This window comes from Ferruginivarius sediminum, from assembly GCF_003344765.1.
In the GTDB taxonomy this organism is placed as follows: domain Bacteria; phylum Pseudomonadota; class Alphaproteobacteria; order Kiloniellales; family Rhodovibrionaceae; genus Ferruginivarius; species Ferruginivarius sediminum.
Window position 1 is genome coordinate 1 of record NZ_QPMH01000029.1, and the last position, 20,099, is coordinate 20,099.

At 67.8% G+C, this 20,099-nt stretch carries 19 protein-coding genes; 2 read left to right on the plus strand and 17 right to left on the minus strand.

The features are described 5' to 3' along the window. The 7 genes from DRB17_RS18380 to DRB17_RS18410 form a co-directional block, all read right to left on the minus strand. Positions 1-129: adenosylhomocysteinase (locus tag DRB17_RS18380; protein ID WP_147274958.1), on the minus strand; the 129-nt coding region annotated here is incomplete at its 3' end. 114 nt (positions 130-243) lie between these two features. Beyond that, positions 244-2,109 (minus strand): phosphoenolpyruvate--protein phosphotransferase, encoded by a 1,866-nt coding sequence (gene ptsP, locus DRB17_RS18385; protein ID WP_114583696.1) that lies wholly within the window; start codon positions 2,107-2,109, stop codon positions 244-246. After that, entirely contained in the window at positions 2,106-2,399 is a 294-nt protein-coding gene (locus tag DRB17_RS18390) for an HPr family phosphocarrier protein (RefSeq protein WP_114583697.1), read from the minus strand. Before DRB17_RS18390 ends, ptsP begins: the two co-directional genes overlap by 4 nt. After that, positions 2,396-2,842 carry a PTS sugar transporter subunit IIA gene (locus DRB17_RS18395; RefSeq protein WP_114583698.1) on the minus strand — a complete coding sequence of 149 codons (447 nt, stop codon included), beginning with the start codon at positions 2,840-2,842 and terminating at the stop codon, positions 2,396-2,398. Before DRB17_RS18395 ends, DRB17_RS18390 begins: the two co-directional genes overlap by 4 nt. 36 nt (positions 2,843-2,878) lie before the next feature. Further along, positions 2,879-4,333, minus strand: coding sequence for an RNase adapter RapZ (gene rapZ / locus DRB17_RS18400; RefSeq protein ID WP_114583699.1), 1,455 nt, complete (start codon positions 4,331-4,333; stop codon positions 2,879-2,881). A 3-nt stretch (positions 4,334-4,336) separates the two neighbouring features. Continuing rightward, positions 4,337-6,040, minus strand: a complete 1,704-nt coding sequence (locus DRB17_RS18405) for a stimulus-sensing domain-containing protein (protein WP_114583700.1) — start codon at positions 6,038-6,040, stop codon at positions 4,337-4,339. A 31-nt stretch (positions 6,041-6,071) separates the two neighbouring features. Next, complete coding sequence (locus DRB17_RS18410; RefSeq protein WP_114583701.1) at positions 6,072-6,770, minus strand: response regulator transcription factor; 699 nt, start codon at positions 6,768-6,770, stop codon at positions 6,072-6,074. Positions 6,771-6,956: 186 nt separating this feature from the next. Between DRB17_RS18410 and DRB17_RS18415 the strand changes: the two genes are divergently transcribed. Together DRB17_RS18415 and DRB17_RS18420 are read left to right on the plus strand one after the other, a co-directional pair. Further along, positions 6,957-7,685: a HugZ family pyridoxamine 5'-phosphate oxidase gene (locus DRB17_RS18415; protein ID WP_241503891.1), complete on the plus strand. Its 729-nt coding sequence runs from the start codon at positions 6,957-6,959 to the stop codon at positions 7,683-7,685. A gap of 120 nt (positions 7,686-7,805) precedes the next feature. Next, a complete protein-coding gene (locus tag DRB17_RS18420) occupies positions 7,806-9,416 on the plus strand; it encodes a phosphoenolpyruvate carboxykinase (RefSeq protein WP_114583703.1) in 1,611 nt (536 codons plus the stop codon). A gap of 13 nt (positions 9,417-9,429) precedes the next feature. Here DRB17_RS18420 and DRB17_RS18425 read toward each other — a convergent pair whose 3' ends face one another. The 10 genes from DRB17_RS18425 to yidC form a co-directional block, all read right to left on the minus strand. Beyond that, complete coding sequence (locus DRB17_RS18425; protein WP_421779234.1) at positions 9,430-10,791, minus strand: bifunctional folylpolyglutamate synthase/dihydrofolate synthase; 1,362 nt, start codon at positions 10,789-10,791, stop codon at positions 9,430-9,432. Between the two features lie 4 nt (positions 10,792-10,795). Continuing rightward, the gene (gene accD / locus DRB17_RS18430) at positions 10,796-11,752 is read right to left on the minus strand and encodes an acetyl-CoA carboxylase, carboxyltransferase subunit beta (RefSeq protein ID WP_114583705.1); all 957 of its coding nucleotides are present in this window, start codon (positions 11,750-11,752) and stop codon (positions 10,796-10,798) included. Next, on the minus strand, positions 11,749-12,612 hold the full coding sequence (trpA, locus tag DRB17_RS18435) for a tryptophan synthase subunit alpha (RefSeq protein WP_164496359.1): 864 nt from the start codon (positions 12,610-12,612) through the stop codon (positions 11,749-11,751). Before trpA ends, accD begins: the two co-directional genes overlap by 4 nt. Positions 12,613-12,659: 47 nt before the next feature. After that, positions 12,660-13,895, minus strand: a complete 1,236-nt coding sequence (gene trpB, locus DRB17_RS18440; RefSeq protein ID WP_114583706.1) for a tryptophan synthase subunit beta — start codon at positions 13,893-13,895, stop codon at positions 12,660-12,662. A 65-nt stretch (positions 13,896-13,960) separates the two neighbouring features. Then, positions 13,961-14,620 (minus strand): phosphoribosylanthranilate isomerase, encoded by a 660-nt coding sequence (locus DRB17_RS18445; RefSeq protein WP_114583707.1) that lies wholly within the window; start codon positions 14,618-14,620, stop codon positions 13,961-13,963. Positions 14,621-14,793: 173 nt separating this feature from the next. Beyond that, positions 14,794-15,540: a hypothetical protein gene (locus DRB17_RS18450; protein ID WP_147274959.1), complete on the minus strand. Its 747-nt coding sequence runs from the start codon at positions 15,538-15,540 to the stop codon at positions 14,794-14,796. A 48-nt stretch (positions 15,541-15,588) separates the two neighbouring features. Next, complete coding sequence (gene pyrF, locus DRB17_RS18455; protein WP_114583709.1) at positions 15,589-16,317, minus strand: orotidine-5'-phosphate decarboxylase; 729 nt, start codon at positions 16,315-16,317, stop codon at positions 15,589-15,591. 55 nt (positions 16,318-16,372) lie between these two features. Next, entirely contained in the window at positions 16,373-17,287 is a 915-nt protein-coding gene (gene argB, locus DRB17_RS18460) for an acetylglutamate kinase (RefSeq protein ID WP_114583710.1), read from the minus strand. 12 nt (positions 17,288-17,299) lie between these two features. Then, on the minus strand, positions 17,300-17,932 hold the full coding sequence (yihA, locus tag DRB17_RS18465; protein WP_241503894.1) for a ribosome biogenesis GTP-binding protein YihA/YsxC: 633 nt from the start codon (positions 17,930-17,932) through the stop codon (positions 17,300-17,302). A gap of 73 nt (positions 17,933-18,005) precedes the next feature. Further along, positions 18,006-20,096: a membrane protein insertase YidC gene (yidC, locus tag DRB17_RS18470; protein WP_114583712.1), complete on the minus strand. Its 2,091-nt coding sequence runs from the start codon at positions 20,094-20,096 to the stop codon at positions 18,006-18,008. Positions 20,097-20,099: the final 3 nt, after the last annotated feature.

The window sequence follows — 20,099 nt, forward strand, 5'->3', positions numbered from 1 at the left end:
CTTCTCACCACCGTACTGCTCGCGAAGCGCCATCAAACCCGGCATCTCCGTCTCGGCAATATCGATCTCCTTGCGGCCCCACTCCGCAAGCGAAATATCCTTCACCTTGTAATCCGTGAACTGGCTCATGCCGTCGGTCCTTTGCATCCTGGATCGTGCCGGTCGGTTCCGCGAATGGACGCGGGCGTGCCGCGCTGATTTAGCAGCGCGGCGCTCGGGCGGCAAGTCGGTGCGCGCCGATGTTCAGCCGTTGAAGTCGTCGAGAAGCGCGGCAATGCGCCCGCTGTCGCGCTGGTCCATGATCGCCTGCGCCCGATGGGTCGCCGCCGTCATGTCGATCTGGCGGATGCGCTGCTTCACGCGCGGCAGCGAGTTCGGCGCCATCGACAGCTCCTTGATGCCGAGACCCAGGAACAGCGGCGTGTACCGCGGGTCGCCGGCCATCTCGCCGCAGACGGATACCGGGATGCGGGCGCGCAGCGCGGCCTCGACGGCGAATTGGATCAGCCGCAGCACGGCGGGATGCAACGGGTTGTACAGATGGGCGACCCGCTCCTCCGCGCGGTCGATGGCCAGCGTGTACATCGTGAGGTCGTTGGTGCCGATGGCGAAGAAATCCGACGTGCCGGCCAGGGCGTCGGCGGACAGGGCCGCGCCCGGCACCTCTATCATGGCGCCGACGGGCGGCAACTCCTCGGGCAGCGGCACGCGCCGGCGCTGAAGCTCGCCATAAACCTCGGCAAGCGCGCGCCGCGTCTCCTGCAATTCACCTGTCGACGTCACCAGCGGCAGCAGCACACGCACCGGCCCGTGCGCCGCGGCCCGCAGGATAGCCGCAAGTTGCGTATCCAGCAGCTTGCGCTCCTTCAGGCTCAGGCGGATCGCACGCAGGCCAAGCGCCGGGTTCGCGCTTTCGCCCATGTGCGCGCCCAGCGACCACGCCAGCTTCTCGCCGCCGATGTCGAGCGTGCGGATGGTGACGGGACGCCCGCCCATGCCCTCCACGATGCTGCGCAGCGCCTCGTACTGCTCGTCCTCGCCGGGCAGGTCCTCGCGGTTCATGTAGAGGAACTCGGTGCGCAACAGCCCGATTCCCGACGCGCCGGCCGCGACCGCCTGTCCCACTTCGGGCGGCAGTTCCAGGTTCGCCTGCAGCGTGACGCGTACGCCGTCGCGTGTGTCCGCCGGCAGGTCCCGCAGGCGCTTGAGCGCGCGGGCCTCGCGCTCGATCTCGCGCATGCGGCGGCGATAGCTGGCAAGGCGCTCGTCGCTTGGATTGACGACGACGACACCGTTCGAGCCGTCGACAATGACCGTTTCGCCGGTCTTCACCTGACCCATCAGGTCGGCGACCCCAAGCACCGCCGGCAGCCCCAGCGAGCGGGCCATGATGGCGGTATGCCCCTCTGCGCCGCCCAGGACCGTGGCGAAGCCGCCGATGCGGCGCGGGTCCATCAGGGCGGTGTCGGCCGGGGAAATCTCCTCGGCGATGATGATGCTGCCTTCTTCCAGGCGGTCGAACCCGCGATAGGGGGCATCCATCAGATTGCGGACGATGCGGAGGCCGACCTCGCGGATCTCCTGCGCGCGCGCCTTCAGGTAGGAGTCGTCCATCTCCGCGAAGCCCTCGGCGATCCGGTCGATCTCGGCCATGACCGCGGCTTCGGCATTGATGTGCTGCTCGTCCAGGCGCTTCACGACGCCGTCCAGAAGGCTTCGGGAGTGCAGCATCTGCAGGTGCGCATCAAGCAGATAGCCAAGTTCCTCGGCCGCCGTGCCGTGCAGGTTGCCGGCCTTGGAGCGGATCTTGCCAAGCTGCCGGCGCGCCTTCTTGACGGCGCGGTCGAAACGCTCGCGCTCCTCGCCCACGGCGCGCGCGGGGATCTGGTACTCAAGCACTTGCAGGTCGCGGCTCTCGCGCAGGTGCGCAGGCCCGATCGAGACGCCGGGCGAGACGCCGAGGCCATGAAACACGCGCTCGGCCCCCTGCGCCGCGTGACGCTCGGCGGCGACGCGATCGGCGGTATCCTGGTCTTCGTTCAGCTTTACCTCCCCGTGCCGCGGCGCCCCTTTCGTCGTTGCGGGCGTCCGCGCCGTCCTGTCGTTCATGCGTCTTCGTCGAATCTCCGGGCGATCAGATCCTCCAAGGCATCCAGCGCCCTGGCGGCCTGGGCGCCGGCGGCGCGCAGCCGCAATTCGGTTCCCGGTCCCGCCGCCAGCATCATCAGGCCCATGATCGAGTTTCCGGGCACCTCGACCCCGTCCTTCACCACGACCACCTTCGCATCGAAAGCCTCGACCGTGCGAACGAACTTCGCGGCGGCACGCGCGTGCAGCCCGCGTCGGTTGCAGATGCTCACCGAGCGCTCGTTCGGCTCAGGCACGGCCGCGTCGCTCACTCTTTGCGCCCGCCGGCGGCACTCCGGCCGCGTCCGCCGGACGATTCCGCGTCGAGAAGCTGGGTGGCCACGTTGATGTATTTCCGTCCGGCTTCCTGGGCGCGCACGACAGCCGTCGCCAGCGGCTCCGAACCTCGCAGGCTGGCCAGCTTGATCAGCATCGGCAGGTTGATGCCGGCGATGACCTCGACGCGGCCGCGGCCAAGCACGGACATCGCCAGGTTCGACGGGGTGCCGCCGAACATGTCGGTCAGGATCACCACGCCATCGCCGTCGTCCACCCTGGCGACGCTGTCGATGATGGCCTGCCGGCGCTCTTCCATGTCATCGTCGGGGCCGATGCACACGGCCTCGATCTGGCTTTGCTCACCAACAACGTGCTCCAGGGCGGAGACGAACTCTTCCGCCAGGCGGCCGTGGGTGACCAGGACCATGCCGATCATCTGCGCTCCTACTCGCTCGCGCTCGAAGGTGCCTTCCTAGCGCGAATCGCTGTCGCGTGCATCCCCCGCCTCGCGCTCGGGCGGCAGCTCGCGATGGTTGACCAATGCGTGCCGGCCTTCCTTCTCCAGGAACTCCGCCACGCGCTCCGCGATCGTCACCGAGCGGTGGCGGCCCCCGGTGCAGCCGATCGCGATCGTCAGGTAGCTCTTGCCCTCGGCCTGGTAACGCGGGATCAGCCGATGCAGCATATCGCATACACCGTCCAAAAAGGCGGGGTAATCCGGATCGGCCGCCACATACTCGGCGACTGCCCGGTCCTGGCCGGTCAATGGGCGCAGGGCGTCGTCATAGTGCGGATTGCGCAGGAAGCGCGCGTCGAACACCACGTCCGCCTCGCGCGGCAGGCCGTTCTTGTAGGAGAACGACACCACGAAGACGGCCATGCCGCTCGTCCCGCCCAGGCCAAGCTGCGCTTCCACGACCCGTCTGAGATCCTGCACGGAAAGCGTGGAGGTATCGATGGTCATGTCGGCGCGACGGCGTAGCGGGGCGACCAGCCGTCGTTCCGCTGCGATGCCGTCCGACAGCGGCCGGCCCTGCGCCAGGGGGTGGCGCCGCCGGGTCTCGGTGTAGCGCCGGCGCAGCACCTCGTCCTCGCAGTCGACGAAGACCATCGTCACGTCCAGCGCATCATCCGCGTCCAGCCCCTTCAGCGCGTCCAGGAATGGCCGCACCGCGAAGTTCCGCGTGCGGATGTCGACGCCCACCGCGATGGGGTTGGTAAGCCCGCCTTCGTGCACGGTCGGAGAGATCAGTTGCAGGGGCAGGTTGTCGATAGCCTCGTAGCCGACATCCTCAAGCGCCTTCAAGGTGCTGGAGCGCCCGGCTCCGGACATCCCTGTGACGAGCACCACGCGCAGCCGTTCGCCCCGTGACGGACCTCCGCCCGAGGAGGGCGCCGGACGCGTCTCCTCTTCGCCGTCGTTCCCGTGCATCGCCCGCCATCCCTCGCGACTTTGACGCCGGCTGTCCTCGACCGAAACATTCAGTGGGATCAATGTGGCATCCGCGTGCCCGGCCGCAAGCAGGAGTTTCGCAACGGCGCCGGATTCGAAGGGATCGATCTCCACGCGGCGGACGTCGATGCCGCACAACTCTTCCGTCGCGGGCTCGGGCAGGCGCGCCACCTGGCCTTGCCGCTTCAGGTCCACCACCAGCCGGACGGGGGCTTCGCTTTCGTGCGGAAGTCGCAGGATTCCAACCCCGCGCGCCTCGATGCAGCCGGCGATGGCGGCCGGCGCGGCCGCGATCAGCTCACCTCCGCGCCGGCTCAGGCAGCATTGGTCGTCGGCCACGAGGCGGGCGCCGGCCTCGGCGATCAGGCGCATGGCCAGATCCGACTTGCCGCTGCCCGAAGGGCCGCGCAGCAGGATGCCGCGTCCGCCAAGCGAGACGCAGGTGGCGTGAAGCCGGGTGTCTGGCGCGCTCATGGCCTAGTCGCCCGGCAGGCGCACGGTGAAACGCGCGCCGGCGATGCGCCCGCTGTCGTCATGGCGGTTCTCGGCCGTGATGGTGCCGCCGTGGGCCTGGACGATCTGCCTGGAGATCGACAGACCGAGGCCGGAATGCGTGCCGAACTTTTCGCTTTCCGGGCGCTGCGTGTAGAAGCGGTCGAAGATCGCGGCCAGCTTGCCTTCCGGGATGCCCGGCCCATCGTCGTCCACGACAATCTCGACGCAGTTGTCCTGGCGCCGGGCCGTCACCCGGACCTCGCCGTCGGCGGGGGTGAAGGTGGCGGCGTTGGACAGCAGGTTGCGGAATACCTGCGCAAGCCGCCCCTCCAATCCGGGCACCGTCAGGGGGTCCAGGGTGCCGTCGTCCTGCCGGGGCAGATGCAGGACGAAGCGCGGGCCGCCGTCCTCCTCGAATGTGGCGCGCTGCACCTCGACCAGTGCGTCCAGAAGCCGGGAGGTGTCCACCGGCGAGGCCTCGGCGCGCGACAGTTCGGCGTCCAGGCGAGAGGCGTCGGAGATGTCGCTGATCAGCCGGTCCAGGCGCTGCACGTCGTCCAGGATGATCCCCATCAGCTTCTTCTGCTGGGCCGGGTCGTCCACGCGGGCGACCGTCTCTACGGCGCTGCGCACGGATGTCAGCGGGTTCTTGATCTCGTGCGCCACGTCGGCGGCGAAGCGCTCGATCGCGTCGAGCCGATCCCAAAGTGCCTCGGTCATCTCCTTCAACGCGGCGGAGAGGTCGCCGATCTCGTCGTCGCGGCGTGACAGGTCGGGAATCTCCACCTGTCGGCCGCGCGCCCGGCGAACCCGGTCGGCTGCCTCGGCCAAACGCCGCATCGGCCGGGCGATGGTGCCGGCAAGGTAGATCGACAGCAGCACGGTCACGCCCAGTGCGACGGCGAAGACGATCAGGATGTCGAAGCGCCGCTCGCGCACCGCCGCCTCGATGTCGCTGCCGTCCTTCGACAGCATCAGGGCGCCCAGCACCTGCCGGTAGCGCTGTACGGGCATGGCAACCGACAGCACGAGGCCGCCGCGGCGATCGCGTCGCACCTGGCTCGCGCTTTCGCCCGCCAGCGCGCGCTCCACCTCGCGGTAGTCCACGGCCCTCTGAGCCGGCGATTCGGTGTAGGCCGGCAGGTCGCGCAGGCTGGGTGCGCGCAGGACAAGCCAGTCATAGATATTGTTCACCAGCCGCGAGACCGGATCGACCGTCTCCGGCGGCGGCAATTCCTCCACCTTCACCTGGCCGCCAGGCCCCGTCAGGACGAAGCTGTCGGCGATCAGTTCGCCCTTTGGCGCGAACAGCCTGGCCCTGGTCTGGCTGTTGGACAGCAGCACGCGCATCGCATGCCGCGTGCCCTCGCGCAGCAGCTTTTCCTCTCCGGACTGTGTGACGACGACGGCGCTGTTCGCGAGCGTGGCGGCGAAGGCGCGCCCCTGCGTTTCCAGCGCGTCCAGCTCGGCCTGGACCAGACTGTCCTTGTATTGCTGCAGGTGAAGCAGGCCCAGCACGGGAATGGCCAGCACCAGGACGTTGACGGCCAGGATGCGGCGGGTCAGCGGCGAACGCCAGGCACGCCGTATCGAGCGGGTGCGCGACAGCCGCGCGGAACGGCGGCGCGCCTCCGTCTCGCCATGGGATGGCTGCTGGCCTGCCTCGCCGACACGTTCCGCGGGCATGATCTACCGTCCGGCTTCGACGCCGGCGCCTTCAGGCATCGCGATAGCGGTAGCCGACGCCATACAGCGTTTCGATCTGGGCAAAGGCGTTGTCGGCGGACTTGAACTTCTTTCGAAGGCGCTTGATGTGACTGTCGATCGTGCGGTCGTCGACATAGATGCTTTCGCCATAGGCGGCGTCCATCAGTTGATCGCGCGATTTCACGTGGCCGGGACGCTGTGCCAGGGCCTTGAGGATCAGGAACTCGGTCACCGTCAGGTTGACCTCGCGTCCCTTCCAGGCGCACAAGTGCCGGCTTGGATCGAGCGTCAGTTCCCCGCGCACGATCGCCTGCTCGCCGGTTTCGCCGCTGGTGCCGCCGGCGAGGCGTTCGCGGCGCAGCAGGGCGCGGATACGCTCGATCAGCAGGCGCTGCGAGAACGGCTTGGTGATGTAATCGTCCGCCCCCATGCGCAGTCCGACCACCTCGTCGACCTCGTCATCCTTGGAGGTCAGGAAGATCACCGGCAGGTTGGAACTCTCGCGCAGTCTGTTCAGAAGCTCCATGCCGTCCATGCGCGGCATCTTGATGTCCAGAACGGCGACGTCCACCGGACTGGCGGTGATCCCGCGCAGCGCTTCCGTCCCGTCGGCGTAGGTCCGCACCTTGAAGCCCTCGGCCTCCAGCGCGATCGACACCGAGGTCAATATGTTCCGGTCGTCGTCGACCAGTGCGATGGTCTCCTGCATCGCCCCTCCCTCCATTCGTGCCCCCGCATGTAGGATCGATGTCCAGAAAATTCCACATTTCACGCTGGAGAACACCTTTCCGCCGGGTCCTGTTCGCGGCGGAAAGATGGCGGCTTTGCGGCGATTGGCTTTTCATGATTGATTGATCCGGCCTGATTCGCCCGTTCCTTGTCGGGAGGCCGTGCCGTGACCGTCAACGACGATGCGCCGGGTGACCTCGTACGCGGCCTGCTGCGGCGGGCCGAGACGGCGGCGCTCGCCACACGGCTGGCGGCGGGTGGGGAGCCCTATGCCTCCCTGGTTCTCCTGGCCACCGACGCAGCCGCCTGTCCGCTCCTCTTGCTCTCGGATCTTGCTGACCATTCGCGGAATATTGCGGCGGATCCGCGTGTCTCGCTTCTGATCGACGGTACGCATGGGCTGCGCGACCGGCTGACCGGCCCGCGGGCCAGCGTGCAGGGCAGGGCGGATGAGGTGGCGGATGCCGGCCTGAAGGCGCGCTTCGTCCGGCGGCACCCCTCGGCGGCGATGTATGCGGACTTCGCGGACTTCCGCCTTTACCGCGTCAGCGTCGAACGCGCGCACCTGGTGGCCGGTTTCGGTCGGATCGCGTGGGTGGAGGGCACGGAAATCGTTTACCCATTGGATACCGTGCGGTCGCTTGTCGCGGCGGAGGAAGAGATCGTCGACCACATGAACGCTGACCACGCCGACGCGATGGCGCTGATCGCCCGTCACCTGATGGGGCTTGAGGGCGATGGCTGGAAGATGGCGGGCGTCGATCCGGAAGGTTTCGACCTGTGCCGGGACGGCTGTCGGGCGCGCCTGACGTTCGACCGTGCGGTGGCCGACCCGCAGCAATGCAGGCGGGAACTGGTTGCCTTGACGAAGCGCGCACGGCGCCGCGGGAAATAGCCAGTTATTCAATCAAGTTAAAGCGAATGAGCGGTTGAACGCCTTCCCGATCCGGGCTAGACCCGACGGTCTTGAGGGGTAACGAGGGCGACGGCAACTCACTTCAGGAGGTATTTCGCGGTGACTTCCACCGGCCCGGCCATTTCTCGGCACGATCTTGCAACTTCCGGTCTAATCAACGTGAAGAAGGCACACTGGAATTTGCCGGCGGCGGTTCTGTACGAGCATGCGCTGCGGCGTGGCGAGGGCGTGATGGCAAGCAACGGCCCCCTGGTCGTGGAAACCGGGGAGCACACCGGCCGCTCGCCCAACGACAAGTTCATCGTCGAGGACGCGCTGACGCGGGATACTGTCTGGTGGGGCGATGTCAACGCCGCGATGACGCCGGAGGCGTTCCAGCGCCTGCACGCCAGGGTGACGGCTTACCTGCAGGGGCGGGAGCTTTTCGTCCAGGACCTGCACGCCGGGGCCGATCCGAACTATCGCCTGCCTGTGCGCGTGGTCTGCGAGCGGGCGTGGCACAGCCTGTTCGCGCGCAACATGTTCCTGCGCCCGCCGGTGGATGACCTCAGCGACTTCGAGCCGGGCTTCACCATCCTGCATGCGCCGGGCCTGCAGGCCGATCCGGCGGAGGACGGCACCAACTCCTCTACCTTCATCGTCATCGATTTCAGCCGCCGCGTGGTGCTGATCGGCGGCACGGAGTACGCCGGCGAGATCAAGAAGTCGATCTTTACCGTGCTGAATTACCTGCTGCCCGAGCAGGATGTCCTGCCGATGCACTGTTCCGCCAACATCGGGGCGGACGGCGATGTTGCCCTGTTCTTCGGCCTGTCCGGAACCGGGAAGACGACGCTGTCGGCCGATCCCTCGCGGGCGCTGATCGGCGACGACGAGCACGGCTGGTCGGATCTTGGCGTCTTTAACTTCGAAGGCGGCTGCTATGCCAAGGTGATCCGCCTGTCGGCCGAGGCGGAGCCGGAAATCTACAGCACCACGCAGCGCTTCGGCACGATCCTGGAAAACGTCGTCGCGGCGCCGGATAGCCGCGAGCTGGACCTTGACGACGCCCGGCTGACGGAGAACACGCGCGCCAGCTATCCGCTGGAGTTCATTCCGAACGCCTCTGAGGCGGCGCAGGGCGGGCACCCGCGCAACCTGATCATGCTGACCGCCGACGCGTTCGGCGTGCTGCCGCCGATTAGCCGGCTGACGCCCGAGCAGGCGATGTACCACTTCCTCTCCGGCTACACCGCCCGCGTCGCCGGGACCGAGCGGGGCATGGGCAGCGCGCCGACCGCCACCTTCTCCACCTGTTTCGGCGCGCCCTTCATGCCGCGTCATCCCAGTGTCTATGCCCGGATGCTGGGCGAGAAGATCGCGCGCCACGAGTGCCACTGCTGGCTGGTCAACACCGGCTGGACCGGTGGCGTCTATGGCGTCGGCAAGCGCATGAAGATCCAGCACACGCGCGCGATGGTGCGCGCGGCCCTGGACGGCCGGCTGGCCGAGTGCTCGACCGAGGTCGATCCGCACTTCGGGTTGCAGATTCCCACGCACTGTCCCGATGTGCCGGGCGAAGTTCTCAACCCCCGCAATACCTGGCACGACAAGCAGGCCTACGACGACATGGCCCGCGAGCTGACCCGCCGCTTCGCCCAGAACTTCGAGCAGTTCGCGCCCTACGTCGGCGACGAGGTGAAGGCCGTGGCAATCGAGGCGGCGGCCTGACGCCTCGGCTGGTTCAGCCGTTGTCCGCCAGGACCTTGCCCGCCAGGTAGAGCGAGCCGCAGATCAGGACGCGTGCGGGGGCACCGTTCGCTCCGGCCAGGTTGGCGGCATTCGTGAGCGCTTCCGCCACGCTTGCCGCCTCGCCGACCTTCGTTGCCCCGGCCGCGCGGGCGAAGCCGGCGGATTCCGCCGCGCTGTGGCTTGCCGGCTCGCCCGGAATGGCGACGGCCGTCAGACTGTCGGCGCGCGCGGCCAGCGGGCGCAGGAAATCCACCGGCACCTTGCTGTTGATCATCCCGAAGACGACATGCAGCGGCCGTCGCTCGCTTTTATCCGCGTTCCAGGCGTCGATAGCGTTGCCCAGCGCGGCCCCGGCGGCGGCGTTGTGACCGCCGTCGAGCCATAGTTCCCAACCGTTCGGCAGGCATTCGGCGAGCGGACCCCGGGTCAGCCGCTGCATCCGGCCGGGCCAGACCGCCCGCGCCATGCCGGTCTTGATGGCGGTGTCATCGATCCGGAAACCCTTCAACGCCTCGACACAGGCCAGCGCCATGGCGGCATTGTCGTTCTGGTAAGGGCCGAGCAGCCGGGGGGCCGGATAACGGCTTGGCACGCCGTCCCCGCCCTGGAACGTGAAGCCTTCTCCGGCCGCTTCGACGGAGAAGGTCCAGTCGCGCCCGCCGACGCGCAAGGGTGCGCCGATCTCCCGCGCGCGGCTCTCGATGGCCGACAGGGCCTCGGCCTGCTGCGCCGCGACCACGGCGGGAACCCCTGGTTTCAGGATACCGGCCTTTTCCCGTGCGATGGCGGCGAGGCTGTCGCCCAGGTATTGCATGTGGTCCATCGAGACAGGGGTAATCGCCGTCAGTACCGGCTTCGGAATCACGTTCGTCGCGTCCAGCCGTCCCCCAAGCCCGGTTTCCAGCAGCAGCACATCCGCCGGCTGGCGCGCGAATGCCAGGAACGCCGCGCAGGTCGTGACCTCGAAGAAGGTGATCGGCTCGCTGCCGTTCGCGCGCTCGGCCTCTTCCAGCAGGTTCAGCAGGTCCGCTTCGGCGATCAGGTCGCCGTTCAGCCGGATGCGTTCGTGGAAGCGGACGAGGTGGGGGGAGGTATAGACATGGACGCGATAGCCGGCCGCCTCCAGCATCGCCCGCAGGAAGGCGATCAGCGAGCCCTTGCCGTTGGTGCCCGCCACGTGGATCACGGGGGGAAGTGCTTGATCCGGGCGACCCAGCCGTTCCAGCAGCCGCCAGACGCGGTCCAGAGACAGGTCGATGATCTTGGGGTGCAGGCGCAACAGGCGCTCCAGCACCACGTCGCTGGCCTGCGCCGCCGGGGCGGTTTCCCCTTGGCCGCCCGCCATAGGTGCCATGGCCTTACTCCGCCGGGCGGTCCTGGCCGTCGGGCCGCGACGCCTCGGTGACGCGCGTCTTCTCCGGCACATCGAGGTCGGTGCCGGGCAGCGGCACGATCTCGCCCTCCGGCTCGGGGCGGCAGAGCAGCTTGATCGTGCGTCCCAGGGTTTCCCGCAGTTCGCGGCGGTCCACGACCATGTCGATCATGCCGTGTTCCAGCAGGTATTCGGCGCGCTGAAAGCCTTCGGGCAGCTTCTCGCGGATCGTCTCCTCGATCACGCGCGCCCCGGCGAAACCGATGACCGCCCCCGGCTCGGACACCGCAATGTCGCCCAGCATGGCGAACGACGCGCTGACCCCGCCGGTGGTGGGATCGCTCAGCAGCACGATGTAGGGCAGCCCGGCGTCCTTCACCATCTCGACGGCGATGGTGGTGCGCGGCATCTGCATCAGCGAAAGGATGCCCTCCTGCATCCGCGCGCCGCCGGATGCGGGGATCGCGATCAGCGGTGCTTCCTGCAGGCAGGCCAGCTTGGCCGCCGCCAGCAGCCCCTCGCCGACGGCAACGCCCATCGATCCGCCCATGAACGCGAAATTGAAGGCCGCCACCACCGCCTTGCCGCCGCCGATGGTGCCGTGCGCCACGACGATGGCGTCCTGCGCCTCCGTCTTCGCGCGCGCCTCGCGCAGCCGCTCGGTATAGCGCCGGCGGTCGCGGAAGCGCAGCGGGTCCTGCGCTGCCTCGGGCAGTTCGATGGTCTGGTACTGTCCCTCGTCGAACAGCAGTTCCAGCCGCTGGTTGACGGGAATGCGCATGTGATGGCTGCAGTGCGGGCACACGCGGAGGTTCTGCGCCAGCTCGCGGTGGAAGATCATCTGCCCGCAGCTATCGCACTTCTCCCAGAGGTTGTCCGGCACCTCCGACTTGGCGACAAGTGCGCGGAACCTGGGTCGGACGTAATTGGAGATCCAGTTCATGCCGTCCCTCCCTTGACGCTGCCGCGCACACCGGCCGCAAGCTCGCCGACCAGCTTCAGGACCGCATCCGCGCAGTCCGGCTTGGCACGCCCGTCGCTGTCCAGGTGGGCGGCCACGGTATCGACCAGCGCCGAGCCGACGACGGCCGCGTCCGCCGCCGAGGCCACCTTTGCCGCGTGTTCGGCCGTCTTGATGCCGAAGCCGACGGCGATGGGCAGCGCGGTATGGCGGCGCAGGCGCTCGATCGCCGCCGTGATGTCCTGATCGCGGGCGGAACGCGTGCCGGTGATGCCGGCGATGGAGACGTAGTAGACGAAGCCGCTGGTGTTCGCCAGCACGGCCGGCAGGCGTTTGTCGTCCGTCGTCGGCGTCGCCAGGCGGATGAAATTGACGCCGGCCTTGAGGGCGGGAATGCACAGTTCCTCGTCCTCCTCCGGCGGCAGGTCGACGACGATCAGGCCGTCCACGCCGGCGCGTTTTGCCTCTTCCAGAAACCGGGGAACGCCGAAGCTGTAGATCGGATTGTAGTATCCCATCAGGACGATGGGCGTCTCCTGGTCCTGCCGGCGAAAGGCTTCCACCATTGCCAGCGTCTTCTTCAGCGTGATGCCGTTCTTCAGCGCGCGCTGGCTGGATGCCTGGATCGCCGGGCCGTCCGCCATCGGATCGGTGAAGGGCATGCCGATCTCGATGATGTCCGCACCCGCTTGCGGCAGGCCCGCCAGGATGCGCGCTGACGTCTCGGCGTCCGGGTCGCCGGCGGAGATGAAGGTGACGAGCCCGCCGCGCCCCTCGCGCTTCAAGCGGTCGAAACGCGCGCGAATGCGGCCGGAATCGGCGGCGCGTTCGCTTTCGGGCAGCCCCTCGCGCTTGGCGCGCAGGTCGGCGGCGGTGACCGGACCGCTGTTCAAAGCTTCACCCCCAGTTGCTCCGCGACGGCGGCCACGTCCTTGTCGCCGCGGCCGCACAGGTTCATGACCAGCAGATGGTCGCGCGGCAGCTCGGGTGCGACCTTGCGCACGTGCGCCAGCGCGTGGGACGGCTCAAGGGCCGGGATGATCCCTTCCAGGCGCGTCAGGAACTGGAACGCGTCCAGCGCCTCCTCGTCGGTGACCGAGGCATAGTCGACCCGGCCGGTATCGTGCAGCCAGGAATGCTCCGGCCCGATGCCCGGATAGTCGAGCCCGGCGGAAATCGAGTACGCGTCGACGATCTGGCCGTCGTCGGTTTGCAGCAGGTACGTACGGTTGCCATGCAGCACGCCCGGCCGTCCGCCGTTCAGCGAGGCCGCGTGCTCGCCGCTGTCGATGCCGTGGCCGGCGGCCTCCACCCCGATCATGCGGACGTTCGTGTCGTCAAGGAACGGATGGAACAGCCCGATGGCGTTCGACCCGCCGCCGATGCAGGCGACCAGCGTGTCGGGCAGACGACCCTCCGCCTCCTGCATCTGCCAGCGCACCTCCTCGCCGATCACCGACTGGAAGTCGCGCACCATGGCGGGGTAGGGGTGCGGGCCGGCGGCCGTGCCGATGATGTAGAAGGTGTCCTCCACATTCGCGACCCAGTCGCGCAGCGCCTCGTTCATCGCGTCCTTGAGCGTGCCGGTGCCGCTCTTCACCGGCACGACCTCGGCGCCCAGCAGTTTCATGCGGAACACGTTGGGCGCCTGCCGGGCCATGTCGGTCTCGCCCATGTAGACCACGCACGGCAGGTTGAAGCGCGCGCAGACGGTGGCCGTCGCCACCCCGTGCTGGCCGGCGCCGGTCTCGGCGATGATGCGGCGTTTGCCCATGCGCTTGGCAAGAAGGATCTGGCCCAGCGTGTTGTTGATCTTGTGCGCGCCGGTGTGGTTCAGCTCGTCGCGCTTCAGGTAGATTTTCGCCCCGCCCAGCGCCTCGCTCAGCCGCTCGGCGTAATAGAGCGGGCTTGGGCGGCCGATGTAGTGCTTGGCATAATAGTTGATCTCGCGCTTGAACGCCGGGTCGGCTTTCGCCTCGGCATAGGCCTGCTCCACCTCCAGGATCAGCGGCATCAGGGTTTCGGCGACGAATCGCCCGCCATAGATGCCGAAGTGCCCGAACTCGTCGGGACCGCTGCGGTAGGTGTTCGGTCGTTCTACTGCTGTCGCGTCGTCGGAGGCCATCGCCTGTGTACCTTTGTTCAGGAGGCCGGAATGTGCCGGATTTCCCAATGTCAGGCAACGGGGCATCAGGCAATGGGATGCAGGTCGCGCGCCGCCCGCAGCAGCGCGCCAATCTTCGCCGGGTTCTTGACGCCGGGCGCGTCCTCGACCCCGCTGGAGACGTCGACGGCGCGGGCGCCGGAGATTCGCACCGCTTCCGCCAGGTTGCCGGCGTTCAGACCGCCCGACAGCATCCACGGCCGCGCCCAGGTGCGGCCGGCCAGAAGCTGCCAGTCGAACGACAGTGCGTTGCCGCCCGGCAGTGCGTCCGGCCGGTCCTTCGGCGGCTTGGCGTCGAACAGCAGGCGGTCCGCGACCTCCTCATAGGTGGCGGCGCGGTCGAGATCTTCCGGCGCGGCGACGGCGACGGACTTCATCACCGGCAGCGCAAAGCGCTTGCGCACCTCCGCCACGCGTCCCGGCGTCTCCTTGCCGTGAAGCTGCAGCATTTCGACCCCGGCGGTCTCGACGATCCGGGCGATCTCGTCGTCGGCGGCGTCGACGACCACGGCCACCGTCTTCACCCGTCCGGCGGCGACATCGCGAAGCCCGCGCGCCATCTCGGGCGTCACGTAGCGCGGGGAGGGGGGATAGAAGATGAAGCCGGCGAAATCGGCGCCGCCATCGCGGACGGCGGCCATCGCCTCGGCCGAATTTATGCCGCAGATCTTTGTCTCGATCGTCATGCCATGCGCGCGGCCTCGCCCTCCGCGTACCCTTCGCTCAGATGCCGGGACGTCACTGTGTCGACAGCGTCATCATGATTAGCACCTCGACGTAATCCAGCACCACGCTGGAAACAAGGGCGATACAGGATTGGAAGAGTCGGCCGAAGGGCGGACGTACGCGAAGCAGCGCCTCACATGCCGATGCGCCGCCGGTAGACCACTGAGAGGAGTGTCGCGAAGATCGCCGCGGTCGTGTACTCGACGGCCAATGCTATGAACAGCAAAGGGATAACGAACCCGAGGGAATGCGCAAGCATTTGCGAGATCAGCGTGAAAAACACAACGATAATTTGCAGAGGCAGTAAGATTATAATCGCGAGAGCTAAGAGTTTGGCCAGAACGCGCTTGGTGGCGTCGAAGGCGTCGGGAATGCCGAGTCGCTTGTCCACCGCCGCCGCCGGGAGGACGATGCCCAGCGCGATCATCGCCGTCACCGCCAGCAACACCCCGATCAACAGGGCGGGCAGCGGGCCGCCCAGCGCACCTGAGAAGGGGGCGACGAGGATGAACGCCGGCAGGCTGGCCAGCGCGCTCAACAGGCCGACCAGCAGGCCATAACCGAAATAGCGCAGATCGCGGCGGGCGAAGCGCAGGCGCGGCCGCGTCGTCTCTGGGCCCGGCCCCAGCAGGACGAGGCGGTGCCAGTCCACCAGGAACATGACATAGGCCGCCGCGACGACGACTGCGCCCAGCAGGTGAGGCAGGCCAAGCTGCGGCGGCTGATCCGCGCCGCCCGGCATCGCGGGCGCGGCGAACAGCAGCAGGGCGCCTTGGGTCAGGAACGTCGCCGTGAACGGCACCAGCGCCAGGCGTGGCAGATAGGCCAGCAGCGACAGGAACGTCCGCACGACCTCCGCCGCGGTCTCCGACACAGGCATGGGATCGCGCGCGGGCGGTTGCGAGGGGCTGGTGTTCGACATCGCGCTTCAGGCCGCCGCCGACATCTCGTGAGCGATACGCCGGGCCGCCGCGGCCGGGTCGTCCGCCGCCGTGATCGGCCGGCCGATGACCAGCACGTCCGCGCCGGCCTCCAGCGCGTCGCGTGGTGTGGCTGCCCGCTTCTGGTCCCCGCCGGCCGCCCACGCGGGCCGTATGCCGGGAACCACCAGCTTGAAGTCAGGGCCCAGGTCGCGGCGCAAGGCGGCGATCTCGCGGGGCGAGCAGACGACGCCGTCGAGGCCGCTGTCGGCCGTCAGCGCGGCCAGCCGGCGTACCTGATCGCTGGCCGGCGTGCGCTGTCCCACGGATTCGAGGTCGGCGTCGTCCAGGCTGGTCAGGACCGTCACGGCGAGCAGCCACGGCCGCTCGATCCCGGCATCCTCGGCCCCCTCGCGCGCGGCGAGGGCCGCGGCCTCCATCATCGCGCGGCCGCCGCTGGCGTGCACGTTCAGCATGACGGGGCGCATGTGCATCGCCGCGCGCACGGCGCCGGCGACGGTATTCGGGATGTCGTGGAACTTAAGGTCCAGAAACAGGGGCTTGCCGCCGGCCACGCCGCGCACGCCCTCGGGCCCGTGGGCGGTGAAGAATTCCTTGCCCAGCTTGACGCCGCCGACGCTGTCGCCCAGCGCGCGCGCCAATTCCTCCGCGCGGCCGAAGTCGAGCGTGTCGAGGGCGACGAAGATGCGTTCGTGAGCCGTGCGCGAATTCTGCATACCGCCGGTCTTAGCAGAGCCCGCCGCCCGCGTCACGCCGTCCGAACGCGGGCGTTCAGGTGCGGCGGATCATGGTGCCGACACCACGGTCGGTGAACGCTTCCAGCAGCAGGGCATGCGGCACGCGTCCGTCCATGATGACGGCCGCGTCGACACCGTTCTCCACGGCGTTCATGCAGGTTTCGACCTTCGGGATCATGCCGCCGGAAATCGTGCCGTCGGCGATCAGTTCGCGCGTGCGCTGCACCGTCAGGTCGGGGATCAGCTCCTTCTGCGAATCGAGGACGCCGATCACGTCGGTCAGCATCAACAGCCGCGTGGCACCTACCGCCGAAGCGATCGCGCCGGCGGCGGTGTCGGCGTTGATGTTGAAGGTTTCGCCGTTCGGCCCCACGCCGATCGGCGCGATCACCGGAATCATGCCGGCCGTTTCCAGCGAGGCCAGGATCTGCGGATTCACATAGCGTGGCTCCCCGACGAAGCCGAGGTCGAGGATCTTCTCGATGTTCGAATCGCTGTCACGCACGCGCCGGCGCAGCTTCTGCGCCTGGATCAGGCCGCCGTCCTTGCCGGAAACGCCGATGGCCGTGCCGCCGACGGCATTGATGGCGGTGACGATCTCCTTGTTGATGCTGCCGGCGAGGACCATCTCGACGACCTCGACCGTCTCCTTGTCGGTGACGCGCAGGCCGTCGATGAAGTCGCTCTTCACGTTCAGCCGCTCCAGCATCCGCGCGATCTGCGGGCCGCCGCCGTGGACCACGACGGGATTGATGCCGACCTGCTTCATCAGCGCGATGTCGCGCGCGAAGATCTGCGCCAGTTCGGGGTCGCCCATCGCATGGCCGCCGTACTTCACCACGAAGGTGCGGCCGGAATAGCGATGCATGAACGGCAGCGCCTCGGTCAACGTGTGCGCCGTGCGCAGCCAGTGCTTGGCTTCCGCGAAATTTCTGGTTTGCCGGGTCATGGTAAACGCACTCTAACCCCTACGACCGTCGGTTGCTAGCGCGGCAATTTCCGCGCGCAGTTCGGCAATACCCCTGTCCTTGTGGGCGGAGGTCGCGCGAACCGAGGGGTGCAAGGCTACATGCGCCTTGCGCAGCCGCTCAATGCTCTTGACGCACTCGTCCAGTTCGGCGGTGGAAACCTTGTCGGCCTTGGTGAGAACGATCTGATAGGAAACGGCGGCCGCGTCCAGTTCGGCCATCACCTCGCGGTCGCTCTCCTGCACGCCGCGCCGGGCATCGATCAGAAGGCAGACGCGGCGCAGCGTCGGCCGCCCGCGCAGGTAGTCGCGGGTCAGCCGCGTCCATTGCCGGATATCCGTCTTCGGCGCCTGCGCGTAGCCATAGCCGGGCAGATCCACAAGGATCAGGCGTCCGCCGAGATCGAAGAAGTTGATCTGCCGTGTCCGTCCCGGCGTGTGCGAGGTGCGGGCCAGGGCCTTGCGGTTGGTGAGCGCGTTCAGCAGGCTTGACTTGCCGACGTTGGAGCGCCCGGCGAAGGCGACTTCCGGAAGGTCGAAGGCGGGAAGCTGCTCCAGCCGCGCGACGCCGGCCAGGAACCGGGATTCCTGCGCAAACAGCCAGCGAACGAATTCCGGATCGGCCATGTCCGCCGTCGTCGCCTCGCCGGAATTGTCGGCCTGCCCGCTCATGGTGTTCGCCCCGACCGGCAGGGCGCGGTCAGCGCTTGCGCCCCTTGCGGCCCTTGCCGCCGCTGCCGCGCCCCTTGGAACGCGACTTCGCGGCGGGATTGCGCGGGCGCTCCCCGCCGGATTGCGCCTTGCCGCCGACAGCACTCTCGTCCGCCGACTGCGTCTGCGAGCCAGCGCCGGCTTCCGCCGTGGCAAGCGCGGCCTTGCCCGCTTCGCCGCTTTCCTCCTCGTCCGGCTGGCTCGCCGTGGCCTGTTTCTCCTCGGCACCGTCCGCAGCCTTGGTGGAGGCGGCGGGTTCCTCCTTCTCCGATTCCTTGGCGTCGCCCTTGGTCTTGCCCAGGGCCGGCAGCATCGATTCCTGCTTGCCGCCAATCTGCATGCCGGCGCGCCTCATGATCACGTACTGCTGCAGGATCGTCAGCAGGTTGTTCCACGTCCAGTAGACCACCAACCCGGCCGGGAACTGCGCCAGCAGGAAGGTGAACATGATCGGCATCAGCTTGAAGATCTTCGCCTGCGTCGGGTCCGCCGGCTGCGGGTTCAGCATGTGCTGGAGGTACATGGTGACGCCCATGATCAGCGGCAGGATGCCGATGTTCACGACACTCAGCGCACCAAGCTCCGGCACGCCCCAGGGCGCCAGGCCGAAGAGATTGGTGATCGCCGTGGGATCTTTCGCCGAAAGATCCTGGATCCAGCCGAAGAAGGGCGCGTGGCGCATCTCGATGGTGACGAAAAGCACCTTGTAAAGCGCGAAGAACACTGGGATCTGCACCAGGATGGGCAGGCAGCCCGAGGCGGGGTTGGCGCCCTCGCGCTTGTAGAGCGCCATCATCTCCTGGTTCAGCCGCTGCTTGTCGTCGGCGAACCGCTCCCGCAGCTTCACCATTTCAGGCTGCAGCTTCCGCATCTTGGCCATGGAGCGATAGGACTTGTTGGCCAGTGGGAAGAACAGAAGCTTGATGATGACCACGAGGATCAGGATGGCGACGCCGAAGTTGCCAGTATACTGCGCGAAGAAGTGCAGCATTTTGAACAGCGGCTTGGTCAGGAAGTAGAACCACCCGAAGTCGACGGCCTTGTCGAACATTGGAACGCCAAGGTTGTCCTTGTAATGGTCAAGGACCGAAACCTCTTTCGCGCCCGCGAACAGACGACTCGTCCGCTCAAGGCTCTCGCCCGCCTGGAGGCGCACGCTGTCGTGCATGAAGTCGGTCTGGTATTTCGACACGCCGCCCGCGTCGGCATGCAGGAAGCGCGTGCGCACCCCGGTATCCTGATCCGGGATCAGGCTGACCAGCCAGTACTTGTCGGTGATGCCGAGCCAGCCACCGGTCGTGCGCTGGGTGATCGGACCGTCGTCCTGAAGGTCGTCGTAGTCGATCTCTTCCAGCGTACCGTTCAGCACGCCGATCGGGCCTTCGTGCAGAATGTAGTAGCCCAGCGTGTCCGGCGTGCCGCGTCGGGAGATCAGGCCGTAGGGCGCCAGCGACACCGCGTCGCCCGACTCGTTGGTCACCCGCTGGGTGACCGTGAACATGTACCTCTCGTCGATGGCGTACACGCGGGTGAAGGTGAGCCCGGCGTCATTCGTCCACGTCAGCGTCAGATCCCGGCCCGGGGCCAGCGTCTCGCCGTCGGCGGACCAGCGCGTCTCGCCATTCGGCAGGTCCGCGCCGTTCTCGGCGGCGACCCAGCCGAAGGCGGCGTAGTACGCCTGCTCCGAGCCCGGCGGGGAGAGCAGGTCGATCTTGCCGCTGTCGGGCTCGATCGTCTGCTCGTAGTTGCGCAGCGTCAGATCGTCGATGCGCCCGCCGACAAGCGAGATCGACCCCCTCAGCGTCGGCGTGTCGATGGTGACGCGCGGGCCCTCGGCGACCAGCTCGTCGCGGTCCGGCGCATTGGGCACGCCAGGCGCCGCGCCGGGCACCTCGCCCTGCTGGGCCTGCGGCATGTTCGCGCCGGAGGTCGGCTGCTCATCCTCGCTCGTCTGCTGCTGCTGTTGCTGCACCTGTTGGGCAAGTTCGGCCTCGCGCTGAGGCGCGTTATACAGCAGCTCGAAACCGAGCAGGATGGCGACCGAGGCGACGATCGCCAGGATTAGGTTGCGTTGTTCCATCGC

Coding starts and splice junctions, on each gene's coding strand:
- ptsP (WP_114583696.1), bottom strand. CDS start 2,109: ATGAACGACAGGACGGCGCGGACGCCCGCAACGACGAAAGGGGCGCCG.
- DRB17_RS18395 (WP_114583698.1), bottom strand. CDS start 2,842: ATGATCGGCATGGTCCTGGTCACCCACGGCCGCCTGGCGGAAGAGTTC.
- rapZ (WP_114583699.1), bottom strand. CDS start 4,333: ATGAGCGCGCCAGACACCCGGCTTCACGCCACCTGCGTCTCGCTTGGC.
- DRB17_RS18405 (WP_114583700.1), bottom strand. CDS start 6,040: ATGCCCGCGGAACGTGTCGGCGAGGCAGGCCAGCAGCCATCCCATGGC.
- DRB17_RS18410 (WP_114583701.1), bottom strand. CDS start 6,770: ATGCAGGAGACCATCGCACTGGTCGACGACGACCGGAACATATTGACC.
- DRB17_RS18425 (WP_421779234.1), bottom strand. CDS start 10,791: ATGGCACCTATGGCGGGCGGCCAAGGGGAAACCGCCCCGGCGGCGCAG.
- accD (WP_114583705.1), bottom strand. CDS start 11,752: ATGAACTGGATCTCCAATTACGTCCGACCCAGGTTCCGCGCACTTGTC.
- trpB (WP_114583706.1), bottom strand. CDS start 13,895: ATGGCCTCCGACGACGCGACAGCAGTAGAACGACCGAACACCTACCGC.
- DRB17_RS18445 (WP_114583707.1), bottom strand. CDS start 14,620: ATGACGATCGAGACAAAGATCTGCGGCATAAATTCGGCCGAGGCGATG.
- DRB17_RS18450 (WP_147274959.1), bottom strand. CDS start 15,540: ATGCCTGTGTCGGAGACCGCGGCGGAGGTCGTGCGGACGTTCCTGTCG.
- pyrF (WP_114583709.1), bottom strand. CDS start 16,317: ATGCAGAATTCGCGCACGGCTCACGAACGCATCTTCGTCGCCCTCGAC.
- argB (WP_114583710.1), bottom strand. CDS start 17,287: ATGACCCGGCAAACCAGAAATTTCGCGGAAGCCAAGCACTGGCTGCGC.
- yihA (WP_241503894.1), bottom strand. CDS start 17,932: ATGGCCGATCCGGAATTCGTTCGCTGGCTGTTTGCGCAGGAATCCCGG.
- yidC (WP_114583712.1), bottom strand. CDS start 20,096: ATGGAACAACGCAACCTAATCCTGGCGATCGTCGCCTCGGTCGCCATC.